Here is a 14,137-nt window from a genome sequence, read left to right on the forward strand (position 1 = left end):
GAAAACAGCTGAGGGGTAGAGCATGTCCATTTTAACCGACACCAGGGTTTCGCGGCGCAGCCTGCTGGCTGGAGCCGGAGCCTTCGGTCTTGCCTCCATGGTCAATCCAAAGATCTCCTGGTCGGCCGACGGACCAATCCTGAAAGTGCGTTCCTACGCCGACATCCAGACACTGGATCCCTGCTTCCGGCTGGCCGCTCCCGAAGGCGACATCACCAGCGTGATCTTCGCCGGCCTCGTCGTCACCACGCCCGGCGACAGCTGGGGCTGGCGGCCGATGGCGGCGGAAACGATCACGCAGCTCGATCCGCTGACCGTGGCCTTCAAGCTGCGCGACAATATCGGCTTCACCGACGGTTACGGCCAGATGACGGCGGAGGACGTCAAGTTCTCCATAGAGCGCATCGCCGACCCCGCCAACAAGAGCCCCTATGCCGGTGACTGGGCGACGCTCAAGGAGGTCGAGGTCAAGGACAAGCTGTCGGGCATCATCCATCTCAAGCAGGCCTTCGCGCCGCTGTGGACATCGACCTTGCCGACGCCGTCCGGTACCATCCTGTCGAAGAAGGCCATCACGGAACTCGGCGGCAAGCTTGGCGTCAAGCCGGTCGCGCAGTCCGGTCCCTATATCCTGAAGGAATGGCTGCCGAAGCAGCGCACCGTGCTGGTGCGCAATCCCGACTGGAAATACGAGCCGGGCGGCTTCGCCGAAATCCACATCCACCCGATCGAGGACGAGAAGACCGGCGAACTCGGCTATGAGGCCGGCGACCTCGACTACACCTGGACCGCGGTCTCCTCGATCTCGCGGCTGAAGCAGACGCCGCCACCCAAGACCAAGGTGGTGGAGAAGCCGTCGCTGGCCTTTGTCTGGCTCGGCATGAACCAGGATGTCGCGCCCTTCAACAATCCGAACGTGCGCCGCGCGGTTCAGTACGCCGTGGATCGCAAGGCCGTGGTCGACGCCGCCTATTTCGGAGCCGCCGCCACGGCCACCGGCATCATCGCGCCCGGCCTGCCGGGCCACCGCGAGAAAAACCTCTACGACTTCGACCCGGACCGCGCCCGCGACATGCTCGCCAAGGAAGGCGTCGCCGGCGCCACGATCACGCTCGACATCCTCAACAAGACGGAGCGCCTCACCGCCGCGCAGGTGGTGCAGTCGAACCTGCAGGATGTCGGCTTGAACGTCGAGATCAAGCAGAACGACAGCGGCACGTTCTGGACGCTCGGCGCCAAGGAAGGCGACTACTGGAACAAGCTGCAGATGATCATCAGCCGCTTCTCCATGCAGCCTGATCCGAGCTGGGCAACCGCCTGGTTCACGCGCGACCAGATCGGCGTCTGGAACTGGGAGCGCTTTTCCAGCGAGGAATTCGACAAGCTCAATGCCGAAGGTATGGTCGAGCTCGACCCGGCCAAGCGCGACGTCATCTACAAGAAGCTGCAGGACCTCATGGAGGAAAACGGCAACTATGTCTTCCTGACCCATGAGGTGACCGGCGTCATGTATCGCGACTCCGTCGCGGCCGGGCTGAAGCCGAACGGGGAACCCGTGTTCACCGACTTCAAACCGGCATGATTTCTGCCCGCGGGGTGCCAGCCCCGCCCTTTCGGCAGGTATTGAAATGATCCGCTACGCAATCAAGCGTCTGTGGCTAGGCGCCATCATCATCAGCTTCGCGCTGATGATGATGTTCGCCATGGTCTACCTCATCCCTGGCGACCCCGCCTCCGTGGCGCTGGGGCCGCGCGCGACGCCGGAGATGAAGGAGGCGCTGCGCGAGCGCATGGGGCTGGATCAGCCAGTCTGGCGTCAATTCACGAACTTCTACGGATCGGCCCTGCATGGCGACCTCGGCACGGAGGTCCTGTCCAACCGGCCGGTGTTGAACGTGGTGATGGAGCAATTGCCGTTCACGCTGGCGCTCATTGTCGGCGGCATCGTCTGGTCGGTGGCGCTCGGCATCCCGCTTGGCTGCATCGCGGCGGTGCGGCGCGGCGGCTTCGTCGACCAGGTGATCGGCGTTCTGTCGGTGGCGATGATCGCGGTGCCGTCCTTCGTCGTCGCCATCTATTCGCTGCTGGTCTTCGCCGTGGCCCTGCAATGGTTGCCCGCGATCGGCGCCGGCGAGCCCGGAAACATCGCCAGCCAGCTTCAGCATCTCATCTTGCCGTCGCTGGCGGTCGGCCTTGGCTGGATCGGCTACATCTCGCGCATGGTGCGCGCCTCGATGCTGGAGACGCTTGAGGCGAGCCACATCCGCACCGCGCGCGCCTTCGGCCTGCCCGAGCATCGCATCATCTACACCTACGCGCTGCGCATCGCCGTGCTGCCGACGATCACCCTGCTCGGCGTCGGCATCGGCCACATGCTGTCGTCCTCGGTCTTCGCCGAAATCGTCTTCGCCCGTCCCGGCATCGGCAAGCTGGTCTACGAGGCGATTTCGGTGCGCAACTACCCGATCGTATCCGGCGCCGTGCTGGTCACCACCGTCTTCTTCGTCCTCGTCAACGTAGCCGCCGACATACTGGTCGGCCTCCTGGATCCCCGTGTCAGATCAAGCTTCAACTGAGCTGTCCTTCCGGAGCAGTCGCCTCGGCGGCGCGTGGCGCACGGTCCGGCGCATCATGCGCGAACCGCTCGGCGCCATCGGCCTGACGCTCGTGGCGGTGGTGGTGCTGTCGGCGATCTTCGCCGGCGTGTTGACCAGTTACGCACCGAGCAAGATTTCGCCGACCGAGCGCTTCGCCTCGCCGAGCCTCCTGCATGTGCTCGGCACCGACCATCTCGGCCGCGATCTTTTCACCCGCGTACTCTACGGCGGACGCGTGGCCTTGATGATCGCGCTCGGTTCGACCCTTGTGTCGCTGATCGTCGGCGTCGTGCTGGGGCTGATCGCCGGCTATGGGCCGCGCTGGCTCGACAACATTTTGCTGCTCGTCTTCGACGCCGTGAAGAGCTTTCCGACCGTCATGCTGGCGCTGACCCTTGTCACCCTTTTCGGCCCTTCGCTCTATGCGGTGGTTGTCGTGGTGATGCTGGTCAACGTGCCAGGCTATGCGCGCATCATCCGGACGCAGACGCTGGTGTTGAAATCCGCCGAACACGTCATGGCGGCGCGCTCCATGGGTGCAAGCGCCGGCCGCATCCTGCGCGTCCATATCCTGCCCAACATCATCGGTCCGATCCTGATCCTGGTGTCGATGGACATTCCCGTCGTGGTGGCGATCGAGGCGGGCATGAGCTTCCTCGGGCTGGGCGTGCGTCCGCCCACGCCCAGCTGGGGCGCGATCCTCAATGACGGCTTCGCCAACATCCGCGATTCCTACTGGATCGTGATCGCCGGCGGTCTTCCGATCGTGCTGACGACACTCGGCTTCACCTTCTTCGGCGAGACCTTGCGTGACCTCTTCGATCCCAGGCTGAAGGGGCGGTGATGACGGTTCTGGCGGTCAAGAATTTGAGCGTTGCGTTCCACACCGAGAGCGGCCGGCTGGAAGCGCTGAAGGACGTCAGCTTCAAGGTGCCTGCCAACCGCAGCGTCGGCGTGGTCGGCGAATCCGGCTGCGGGAAATCCACGCTCATCAACGCCATTCTCGGCCTGCTTGCCGACAATGGCGAGATCTCTGCCGGCGAGATCGTCTTCGAAGGCGACAAGGACCTCACGCGGCTCGACGCAGCCGCGATGCGCAATCTGCGCGGCCAACGCATCGCCACCGTGTTCCAGGATCCGATGGGCGCGCTTAACCCGGTGCTGTCCGTCGGGCGGCAGATGCGCGACATCCAGTATCGCTCCGGCCTGTCGAAGCGCGACAAGGACGCGCGCTCGGTCGCCATGCTGCGCAAAGTGCGCATTCCCGATCCGGAGAGCCGGCTGGCGCAATTTCCGCACGAATTCTCCGGCGGCATGAAACAGCGCATCGCCATCGCCATGGCACTGATGATGGAGCCGGCGCTGCTGATCGCCGACGAGCCGACCACGGCGCTCGACGCGACGCTGGAGGTGGCCACGATCGAGTTGCTCAAGGACCTGCAACGCGAAATCGGCTGTTCGGTGCTGTTCATCTCGCACCATCTGGGGGTCATTGCCGAACTCTGCGACGAGATGATCGTGATGTATGCCGGCGAAGTGGTGGAGAGCGGCACCACCCGCGAAATCTTCCACGACGCCCGCCATCCCTATACGCAAAAGCTGCTCGCCTGCGATCCGGCGCGACTGTCCCGGCGCGTGCCGCGGTTGCCGACGATCGCCGGAACCTTGCCGGACCTGCGTCGGCGGCCAAGCGGCTGCGTCTTCCAGCCGCGCTGCGACCGTGCCGATGCGCAATGCCTCGATGTGCCACCCGGTGCTTCAATCGGCGGCTCCCATATCGCCCGCTGCTGGCATGCGGACATTCCGCTGGGAGTGAGCGCATGAGCTCGCAGGACTTGCTCAGCGTTCGCGACCTGCATGTCTCGTTCCGGGTCGGCGGCCTGCCCGCGAGGCTGGCCGGACGCGCCACAGAGATCGAGGCGGTGTCCGGCGTCAGCTTCGACCTGCAGCGCGGCACGACTTTCGCACTCGTCGGCGAATCCGGCTCGGGCAAGACGACGCTGGCGCGCACGCTCAACGGCCTTCAACCCGTCAAGGCGGGTACGATCCTGTTCGAGGGGCAGGAATTGCAAGGCCTTTCCGATGCCCGGATGAAGCCGGTGCGGCGGCGCATGCCGATGATGTTCCAGGATCCCGTCGGCTCGCTGTCGCCACGGCTCAGCGTGCGGTCGCTGCTGTCGGAGCCTTTCATCATCCACGGCCTGTCCAGCCGCGATCTCAATGCCGAAGTGACGCGGCTGCTTGCGCTGGTCGGCCTGCCGCGCGACTTCGCCGACCGCTATCCACACCAGTTGTCCGGCGGCCAGGCACGCCGCGTCGGCGTGGCGCGGGCAATCGCGCTCGATCCTGTGTTGGTGGTCGCCGACGAGCCGACCGCCGGCCTCGACGTTTCGGTGCAGGGCGAAGTGCTGAACCTGCTCAACGACCTGCGCGACCGCATGGGCCTGTCGATGCTGATCATCACCCACAATCTGCACGTCGTGCGCCAGATCGCCGACCGCATGGCGGTGATGTATCTCGGCCGCTTCGTCGAGCAAGGCGAGACGGAGGCGATCTTCCGGACGCCGCATCACCCCTATACGGCGGCGCTGCTGTCGGCCAATCCCGAGCCTGATCCCGACAAGGTGCACGAACGCATCACGCTGCCGGCGGATGTGCCGTCCCTGCTGGCGCGGCCCACTGGATGCGAATTCCACACACGCTGCCAACAGGCACAGGCGCGCTGCTCCGTGGACGCCCCTGCCCCAGCGACCGTCGGCGACACCAGGCTGACCTGCCATTTCCCGCTGAACATCTGAGGATCGCACCGGCCCCTGTCGCGGCCGGCGCGTCGAGAGGAGCCACCATGCAAGATATCCGCGTTGTCACCGATTTTCCGCGCAAGGTGCGCGAGATCGAGAATCTGTGGATACCCATGCCTGATGGCGTGAAGCTCGCGGCGCGCGTCTGGCTGCCGGAAGACGCCGACAGCGATCCGGTGCCGGCCATCCTCGAATACCTGCCCTATCGCAAGCGCGACGGCACGGTGGAGCGCGATGCGCTGACCCATCCCTACTTCGCCGGTCACGGCTATGCGGGCGTGCGGGTCGACATGCGCGGCTCGGGCGACAGCGAGGGGCTGTGCAAGGGCGAATATCTCAAGCAGGAGCAGGACGACTGCCTTGCCGTCATCGAATGGCTGGCGGCGCAACCCTGGTGTTCGGGAAGCGTCGGCATGATCGGCATCAGCTGGGGCGGCTTCAACGGGCTGCAGGTCGCCGCCCGGCGGCCGCCGGCGCTGAAGGCCGTCATCTCGCTGTGCTCGACGGACGACCGCTACAATGACGACGTCCATTACCTCGGCGGCGCGATGATGTGCGACAATCTGATGTGGGGGACGACCGCCTGGGCGATTGCGATGACGCCGCCCGATCCAGCGATCGTCGGCGACCGTTGGCGCGATCTCTGGGAGCAACGGCTGAACGGCAACGGCATCTGGATGCAGGAATGGTTCGAGCACCAGCGCCGCGACGATTTCTACAAGCACGGCTCGATCTGCGAGGATTACGCCGATGTCGACATCCCGGTCTATGCGGTCGGCGGCTGGGCCGACGGCTATCCCAACCCGATCTTCCGGATGCTGGAAAAGCTGCCCGGACCGCGCAAGGGCCTGATCGGGCCATGGGGCCACAAATACCCGCACTTCGCCATGCCCGGCCCGCGCATGGGTTTCCTGCAGGAATGCCTGCGCTGGTGGGATCAATACCTCAAGGGCATCGACACCGGCATTGCCGACGAGCCGATGCTGCGCGCCTGGATCCAGGATCCGGCGCGGCCGGCGGCGATCTACGACGAACGTCCCGGCAAATGGGTGGCCGAGCCCTCCTGGCCCGGCCCCGGCGTGGGGGAAAAGGTGCTGAACCTTGCGCCGCATGAGCTGAGGGAGACCGGGGGCGAAAACGTGGTGCTCACCATTTCCTCACCGCAGACGGCAGGCCTGTCGTCCGGTGCCTGGTGCGGCTATGGCGTCATGCCGACCTTGCCGGTCGACCAGCGGACCGAAGAAGGCAACGCGCTTATTTTCGAGACGGCGCCGTTGACCGAGGCGATCGAGATTCTCGGTTTCCCGGAATTCGAGGTCAGGCTGTCTTCCGACAAGCCGGTCGCCCTTCTCTCCGCCACACTGTCGCAGGTGTTTCCCGAAGGTGCCGCCTCGCGCGTCAGCTACGGCATCCTCAACCTCAGCCATCGCAACGGCGACCTGGACATCGAGCCGATGGTTCCCGGCAAGCCGGAGACGGTTCGTATCAAGTTGCGCTGCTGCGGACAGCGTTTCGAAGCCGGCGAGCGCATCCGGCTGGCGCTGGCGACATCGCACTGGCCGATCGTCTTCCCGACGGCCGAGCAGGCGACGCTGTCCATCCATTGCGGCGACAGCCGGCTGATCCTGCCGGTGCGCGCGCCGCAGGAACTGGACGATACGCTGGGGGCTTTCCTGGGTGCGGAAAGCGCCATGCCCATGGAACAGGAGGTGCTCGCCAAGGGCGATGGCTTCCAGCGCTCGGTTTCGACCGATCAAATCACCGGCGAGACCGTCTACCAGGTCGTCAACGACGCAGGCACGGTACGCCATCCGCATACCGGAATGGTGCTCTCGGCGAGGCATGTCGACCGGTTCACCATCCACCCCGACGATCCGAATTCGGCGGTCGGCACCTGCACCTGGGAGAAATCCTTTGGCCGGGGCGGCTGGCAGACGCGTGTTTCGGTCAAGGCGACGGTGCGCGCGCTGCACGATGTCTGGCGGATCGAAACGCATCTGACCGCGCATGATGGTGACGTGGTCATCATCGATCGCGCCGAGGTCAAGGAATACCCTCGCGATCTGAACTGAGAAGGCGGCGTCACGCCATCATTTTCGGCAAGGCGGCAGCCAGCGCATCGACCGCCAGCCGAACCTTGAGCGGCAGGTGAGGCGTCCGCAGCCACAGCGCGTGGCAGTCGTAGGGATAGCGCGCATGGTCCGGCAAGAGCGTCACCAGCGCACCGGCCTTGACGCGCTCGCGAACCAGCCACCAGGGCAGCCAGGCGATACCCATGCCGTCAGAAGCGGCATCGGCGATCGCGTCAAGGTCGTCGAGCCGAAGGCGCCCCTCGGGAGCGAACTGGCACACCGCCTGGCCCTCCCCGGGAAATAGCCAGGGCTGAACGATCTGGCCCAGCCGGCGATAGACGATGGCGTGATGATCGGCGAGGTCTTCGACTTGCCGTGGCTCCCCATGGACTTTCACGTAAGCAGGCGCGGCGCAGACGACCATGTCCTGGCGCGCAACGCTTCGCACGATGAGACCGGCCTTGTCCTCCAGATCACCGGTGCGGATGGCGAGGTCAAAGCCGTCCTCGGCGAGATCGGCGAAGCGGTCGCTGAGCGACAAATCCAGTTCCAGCATCGGATATTGCCGTGCGAGCTTCAGCAGCACCGGCGCGACACAGTGGCGGCCGAAATGCGCCGGCATGGTCACGCGCAATTTTCCCCTTGGCTGCGACAGCTGATCGGCGGCAAGGGCGTCGGCGGCATCGGCCTCGGCCAGCACGATCCTGCAGCGTTCATAGTAGGCGCGCCCGAAGTCAGTCAGGCTCTGGCGACGCGTGGTGCGATTGAGGAGCCGCACGCCGAGCCGCTCCTCGAGGAACCGCACATGCTTGCCGACCATCGGCCCGGACAGATCGAGCGCTGCGGCCGCCGCGGCGAAAGAGCCGAGATCGACGGCCCGGACAAACACGGCCATGCTTTCAAGCCGATCCATATTCAAAACCATTGGTTTCTAGTGTTTTGCCAATAGTAGCATTTATCCTCGATTACATCAGATTCATAGATCACTCGGTTCAATTGATTTGGAGTAATCCCGATGACACGAGTGGTCCGCTTCCATCAGCATGGTGGTCCCGAGGTTTTGCGCATCGAGCATGTCGACCTTCCCCGGCCCGGTCCGGGCGAGGTCCAGATTCGCGTCAAGGCGCTCGGTCTCAATCGCGCCGAGGCGCTGTTGCGCGCGGGCGCCTACATCGAGACCCCCGCCCTTCCCTCCGGCCTGGGTCTGGAAGCGGCTGGTGTCGTCGAGTTGGTCGGCGAAGGGGTTGTGGGTCTGTCGACCGGCGATGCCGTCAGCATCATCCCGCCGCAATCGATGGCGCGCTGGCCGACCTATGGCGAGCTTGTCACCGTCCCATCCGGTCTCGCCGTCAAGCATCCGCGCTCGCTCGGCTGGCAGGCCGCCGCGGCATCCTGGATGCAATATCTTACCGCCTACGGCGCGCTGGTCGACATAGCCGGGCTGCGCAGAGAGGATTTCGTCGTCATCACCGCGGCCTCGAGCAGCGTCGGGCTCGCCGCGATCCAGATTGCCAACCGTATCGGCGCGACAGCGATCGCGGTGACACGGACATCGGCGAAGAAGCAGGCCTTGCTCGATGCTGGCGCTGGCGAAGTCGTGGTTCTGGCCGAGGAGGATCTCGCAGCAAGGCTGGGTGAAATCACCGGGGAGCGAGGCGCGCGCGTCGTGCTGGACGCGGTCGGCGGTCCGATCTTCGAGCCGTTGGCGGCGGCAATGTCTCGCGGCGGCATTCTGATCGAGTATGGCGGCCTCAGCCACGAACCGACGCCATTCCCGTTGGGCGCCGTCCTCGCCAAGACGCTGACGCTGCGCGGCTATCTCGTCCACGAGATCACCGGCGATCCGGCGAAGCTGGAGGCCGCCAAGGCGTTTATCCTGGAGGGCCTTGAGGCCGGCATGCTGAAACCGGTCATCGACAGGACTTTCACCTTCGACCAGATCGTCGAGGCGCATCGTTATCTCGAATCGAACGAGCAGTTCGGCAAGATCGTAGTGACGATCTGAGATCGTGGTGACGATCCGAGATCGTGGTGACGTTTTGAGCAACAAATAATTCATGCCGCCAATATCGCCCTTGAAGGCTCGGCTTCGCATTCCTAAGTCTGGGGTGCGGGCCGGGCCCCTCTGACTGTCGCCTTCGGGCGGCCGTGATGTCGGACCGCTATAACGGGCCCGTTTCCATCGTTTTTTCGGTCAGGCGGGCTCACATTCTGGTTTGGAGCCCCGCATGACATCTTCCCTGCTTGGTCTGGTTTGTCCCTCTTGCCGCGTCGCGCTCGTCATGAGCGAACGCCAGGGCATCGAGATCGACTACTGCCCGCAATGCCGTGGCGTCTGGCTCGATCGAGGCGAGCTCGACAAGATCATCGAGCGCTCGGCCAAGGAAGCGCCGCCCGCTCCGCAGGCACCGCCGCCAGCATACGCCCAGCCGCACCAGGGTCGCGGCCGCGACGACGACTATTCGCGCTCGCATGGCCAGCGCTATCCAAAGCGGAAGAAATCATTCTTCGAAGAGCTGTTCGATTGACGGTGTGATGCCCGGCAACGGGCCAGCGCCTGTCGAGAATTCCGAAACCACAGCCGATAAAGGTCAATCTCCCATGCTTTCCCGCACAAGCCGATTTGCCACCCTCTTCGCAGGGCTGTTCCTGGCGTTCTCCATGGTGGCGATCGATCATGCGGAGGCGCGGCGCGGCGGCAGCTTCGGCAGCCGCGGCACGCGCACCTTCCAGTCGGCGCCGCCGACCCGGACCGCGCCGGCGCCGACCGCTCCGGTCGAGCGCTCGATGACGCCCAACACCGGTGTGAACTCCGCCGCCCGGCAGCCACAGGCCAGCCCGCAAAGGCCCGGCTTCATGAGCGGTTTTGGCGGCACCATGATGCGCGGGCTGCTGATCGGCGGTCTGATCGGCCTGCTCCTGGGCCAGGGCTTCGGCGGTCTGGCCGGGATGTTCGGCTTTCTGCTGCAGGCGCTGCTTATCGGTGGTGCGATCATGCTGGCCATCCGCTTCTTCCGTTCGCAATCCGCGCGCGGCGCTGAACCCGCGCTCGCCGGCGCCGGCATCGGCCAGGCTTCGCGATTCGAGAACCGTCCCGCGGCGCAGCCGGAGACGAGCACCGCGGGCTCCTTCAAGATTCCTGGTTTCGGCGGCGGTTCGGGCGGCGGCGCTCCGGTTGCCGACACCGAAGAGATCACGCTGGCCCAGAGCGACCTCGATGCATTCCAGCGGTTGCTGACCGACGTGCAGGAAGCGTTCGGGCGCGAGGACCATGCGGCGCTGCGCCGGGCGGTGACGCCGGAGATGGTGTCCTATCTGTCGGAAGAGCTGGCCGACAACGCCCAGAAGGGCCTGCGCAACGAAGTGTCTGATATCACGCTGCTGCAGGCAGATATCGCGGAGAGCTGGCGCGAGGACGACCGCGACTACGCCACGGCGGCACTGCGCTACGAATCCCGCGACGTGACGCGCGAACGGGCCAGCGGCAAGGTCGTCGAGGGCGACGAGGACCATCCGACCGAGACGACGGAGCTGTGGACGTTCACGCGCAAGAATGGCTCGGACTGGAAGCTATCGGCAATCCAGCAGGCCTAAGCATCAAGCGGCTTCGGCCGGCGCTGTGACGACAATGATTGCCGGCACAGCCGACAATCATCGCACGATCTTGACGCACATCGGCGTGCCGATCTCGATGCTCCGTCCGGTGTCGGCCAGCATGCCGCTGCCGGCGTCCCGTGCGAAGATCGAGATGCTGTCGGCATTCTGGTTGGCCGAGAACAGATGGCCACCTGACGGCGTCAGCGCCAGGTTGCGCGGCGTGGCGCCTCCGCAAGGGACGTAGCCGAGAAGGCTCAACGCGCCTGTCTCCTGATCGACGGCCATGATGACGACGCTGTCGTGGCCGCGGTTGGAGCCGTAGAGGAAACGGCCGTCCGGCGAGATCTGGATATCGGCGCAATGATTGCTGTCGCGCGCCTCGGCCGGCACCGCCGGATTGATGTCGAGAACCGACAGCTTGCCGGTGGATTCCTCCAGCGCCATCGACACGACCGTCGAATCCAGCTCATTCATGACGAAGACGAACCGGCCGTTCGGATGCAAAGCGAGATGGCGCGGACCCGCGCCCGGCGCCAGCGCGGATTCCGCCAGCTTGGCCAGGCCGCCATCCCGCCCGATCCGATACGACACCAGCCGGTCGATGCCGAGGTCGGCGACAACGGCCATTCCCCCCGCGACGGTCTCGGTGACGCTGTGGGCGTGGGAGCGCTCCTGCCGCGCGGCGTTGGGACCGGTGCCCTGGTGCGCGACGCTTGACAGCGGGGCCGACAAGGCGCCGTCCTTGTGGAAACCATAGACCGCCACAGCCTGGTCCGGGCCACTCTCGCCCATGCCGTAGTTGGCGACCAGCAGTTTCGTGCCGTCGCGGGTGATGGTGCTATGGGCGGTGATGCTGCCCAGCGACGGCTGCTTGTTCAGATAGGTGAGCGCGCCCGAACCACGATCGAAGCTATAGGCCGAGACCGTCCCCTCGCGCCAGGCAAACACTTCCGAATTGGCATAGATGCGCGAACCGTCTGATGTGACCGACAGGAACGTCGGATTATCCACGTCCCCGGTCTCGGCCAGTTTCCTGATCTCCAGCGTCTGCTCGTCGAAGCTGTAAACGCCAAGGCCGACGCCACGCGCGCCCTGGAAATACGGCGCCTCGCGATTCAGGCTTCCGACAAAGACCAGACAGGCATCGCTCATGTTTTTCCTCCCTTGCCCGCCGGCGTTCGGTGCGGCGAGGCGACCCAAAATTTCGCCTGTCCTCGCTTGCAACGCAACCCCATATGTGAAAATAGTATTTATAAAAGAAGATTGACGGGAGGAGAGATCGTGCAATCGAGCGGTGCGACGCGTGGTCAAATGGTTGTCCGGGGCGTCCCGCTGCATCGGCGGATCCGGCCATGAACGGCTTCGCGCCCACGGTCGGCGTCGCCTCCACCCATCCCAGGAACATGCCGGAGGATCACGCCGCCCTGCCGGTGTGGAACGCCGAGAACTGGTTTTATGAAGACTGGCCCGTCGGCCAGAAGATCCGCTCATTGCGCCGCACGATGGCGGAAGGGGACAGCCACCTCTTCAACACGCTTGTGCTCGACATCCACCCCTATGTGCAGGACCAGATGTTTGCCGAAAGCGAAGGCATTTTCGGCAAGCGGCTGATCGCCGGCGCCTTCGTCTTTTCGGCGGGGCTGGGGCTGGTCGCCACCAACTGCGTCAACGCCTTTTCCTATGGCTACGACAAGCTCCGCTTCATAAAGCCTGTCTTCATCGGCGACACGATCTATTCGATCCGTTCCAACCTCGACAAGAAGCCGCGCTACAAGGAGATGGGGCTGATCCGTGCCAGCTACGAAGTGTTCAAGGGTGAAGGCGAGCTCGTTCTCTATTGCGAGCATCTGCAGACGGTAAAGTACCGCAACCCCGCCGATTTCATCGGCAAGACGGAGAAATAGGAATGCCGGCAGCAGCCGAATTACCGCTTGCCGGCCTCGTTGTCGTCGATATGAGCCAGTTCCTGTCCGGGCCCTACTGCTCGCTCAGGCTGCTCGACCTCGGAGCGCGGGTGATCAAGATCGAGCGCCCCGACGGCGGCGACCTGTCGCGCCGGCTCTATCTCAGCGACACTGAGATCGGCGGCGATTCCACCATCTTCCATGCCATCAACCGGGCCAAGGAGAGCCTTGCCATCGACCTCAAGAACGAGGCCGATGTCGAAGCGTTGCGCGGCCTGCTGACAAAGGCCGATGTGCTGATCCAGAATTTTCGGCCAGGGGTCATCGAGCGGCTCGGCCTCGACTACGAGGCGGTGCGCAAGATCAACCCTCGGCTGGTCTATGCGTCGATCAGCGGCTATGGCGAGGACGGCCCTTGGGTGAAACGTCCCGGCCAGGATCTCCTGGCGCAGTCGCGGTCCGGCGTCATGTGGCTGAACGGCGACGAGGACCAGGGGCCGGTGCCGTTCGGCCTTGCCATCGGCGACATGCTGGCGGGCGCAGCCTGCGCGCAAGGCGTATTGGCCGCGCTGGTCCGGCGCGGCATCACCGGCCAGGGCAGCCATATCGAGACCAGCCTGCTGGAAGCGCTTGTCGATTTCCAGTTCGAGGTGCTGACCACGCACCTCAACGATGGCCGCCGCCTGCCCCGCCGCTCCAGCTTCCGCAGCGCGCACGCCTATCTGTCGGCGCCATACGGCGTCTATCCGGCCAAGGACGGCTATCTGGCCATCGCCATGACGCCGATCCCCAAACTGGCTGACCTTCTGTCGCTCGACGAGCTGGCACCCTACCGCGACAAGCCGGCGACCTGGTTCACCGCGCGCGACGACATCAAGGCAATCATCGCGCAGCGGATCGCAACCAGAACCATCGACGAATGGCTCTCCATTCTCGAACCCGCCGATATCTGGTGCGCCAAGGTGCTGACCTGGCCCGAGATGCTGGCAAGCGAAGGCTTCCAGGCGCTCGACATGCTGCAGACGGTGACGCGTGAGGACGACGTGTCGATCCTCACCACAAGTTCGCCGCTGCGGGTCGACGGCATCAGGGCGAAGGTCGACCGCGCCGCGCCGCGCATTGGCGAACACAGCGCCGCAATCCGTAAGGAGTTCGGCCTGTGACCA

The 14,137-nt window shown here is 64.9% G+C and carries 13 protein-coding genes; 11 read left to right on the top strand and 2 right to left on the bottom strand.

What is annotated here, in order from left to right; genetic code table 11:
* Positions 1-22 precede the first annotated feature (22 nt).
* From FFS37_RS19605 to FFS37_RS19630, 6 genes are read left to right on the top strand one after another with little or no spacing between them, the layout of a single operon-like run.
* Positions 23-1,582, top strand: a complete 1,560-nt coding sequence (locus FFS37_RS19605) for an ABC transporter substrate-binding protein (protein WP_137932613.1) — start codon at positions 23-25, stop codon at positions 1,580-1,582.
* Positions 1,583-1,628: 46 nt separating this feature from the next.
* A complete protein-coding gene (locus tag FFS37_RS19610) occupies positions 1,629-2,576 on the top strand; it encodes an ABC transporter permease (protein ID WP_137932614.1) in 948 nt (315 codons plus the stop codon).
* Positions 2,554-3,441, top strand: coding sequence for an ABC transporter permease (locus tag FFS37_RS19615; RefSeq protein WP_332311485.1), 888 nt, complete (start codon positions 2,554-2,556; stop codon positions 3,439-3,441). The genes FFS37_RS19610 and FFS37_RS19615 overlap by 23 nt, the downstream gene beginning before the upstream one ends.
* Positions 3,441-4,421, top strand: a complete 981-nt coding sequence (locus FFS37_RS19620) for an ABC transporter ATP-binding protein (protein ID WP_137932616.1) — start codon at positions 3,441-3,443, stop codon at positions 4,419-4,421. Before FFS37_RS19615 ends, FFS37_RS19620 begins: the two co-directional genes overlap by 1 nt.
* Positions 4,418-5,395, top strand: a complete 978-nt coding sequence (locus tag FFS37_RS19625; RefSeq protein WP_137932617.1) for an ABC transporter ATP-binding protein — start codon at positions 4,418-4,420, stop codon at positions 5,393-5,395. Before FFS37_RS19620 ends, FFS37_RS19625 begins: the two co-directional genes overlap by 4 nt.
* Before the next feature lie 47 nt (positions 5,396-5,442).
* On the top strand, positions 5,443-7,470 hold the full coding sequence (locus FFS37_RS19630) for a CocE/NonD family hydrolase (RefSeq protein ID WP_137932618.1): 2,028 nt from the start codon (positions 5,443-5,445) through the stop codon (positions 7,468-7,470).
* A gap of 10 nt (positions 7,471-7,480) precedes the next feature.
* On the opposite strand, the gene FFS37_RS19635 is transcribed toward FFS37_RS19630, so the two are convergent.
* Positions 7,481-8,383 (bottom strand): LysR family transcriptional regulator, encoded by a 903-nt coding sequence (locus FFS37_RS19635; RefSeq protein WP_137932619.1) that lies wholly within the window; start codon positions 8,381-8,383, stop codon positions 7,481-7,483.
* A gap of 102 nt (positions 8,384-8,485) precedes the next feature.
* Between FFS37_RS19635 and FFS37_RS19640 the strand changes: the two genes are divergently transcribed.
* From FFS37_RS19640 to FFS37_RS19650, 3 genes are all read left to right on the top strand, one after another.
* Complete coding sequence (locus tag FFS37_RS19640) at positions 8,486-9,475, top strand: zinc-dependent alcohol dehydrogenase family protein (RefSeq protein WP_137932620.1); 990 nt, start codon at positions 8,486-8,488, stop codon at positions 9,473-9,475.
* A gap of 223 nt (positions 9,476-9,698) precedes the next feature.
* On the top strand, positions 9,699-9,998 hold the full coding sequence (locus FFS37_RS19645; protein WP_137932621.1) for a TFIIB-type zinc ribbon-containing protein: 300 nt from the start codon (positions 9,699-9,701) through the stop codon (positions 9,996-9,998).
* A 73-nt stretch (positions 9,999-10,071) separates the two neighbouring features.
* Positions 10,072-11,064: a Tim44 domain-containing protein gene (locus FFS37_RS19650; RefSeq protein WP_137932622.1), complete on the top strand. Its 993-nt coding sequence runs from the start codon at positions 10,072-10,074 to the stop codon at positions 11,062-11,064.
* Between the two features lie 57 nt (positions 11,065-11,121).
* Here FFS37_RS19650 and FFS37_RS19655 read toward each other — a convergent pair whose 3' ends face one another.
* On the bottom strand, positions 11,122-12,219 hold the full coding sequence (locus tag FFS37_RS19655) for a lactonase family protein (RefSeq protein WP_137932623.1): 1,098 nt from the start codon (positions 12,217-12,219) through the stop codon (positions 11,122-11,124).
* Between the two features lie 200 nt (positions 12,220-12,419).
* Here FFS37_RS19655 and FFS37_RS19660 point away from each other — a divergent pair, with 200 nt between their 5' ends.
* Together FFS37_RS19660 and FFS37_RS19665 are read left to right on the top strand one after the other, a co-directional pair.
* Positions 12,420-12,971, top strand: a complete 552-nt coding sequence (locus FFS37_RS19660; protein ID WP_137932624.1) for a MaoC family dehydratase — start codon at positions 12,420-12,422, stop codon at positions 12,969-12,971.
* A 2-nt stretch (positions 12,972-12,973) separates the two neighbouring features.
* A complete protein-coding gene (locus FFS37_RS19665; RefSeq protein ID WP_137932625.1) occupies positions 12,974-14,134 on the top strand; it encodes a CaiB/BaiF CoA transferase family protein in 1,161 nt (386 codons plus the stop codon).
* The last annotated feature ends 3 nt before the right edge of the window (positions 14,135-14,137 follow it).

Origin of the sequence: Mesorhizobium comanense (assembly GCF_005503535.1) — a bacterium.
GTDB lineage: Bacteria > Pseudomonadota > Alphaproteobacteria > Rhizobiales > Rhizobiaceae > Mesorhizobium > Mesorhizobium comanense.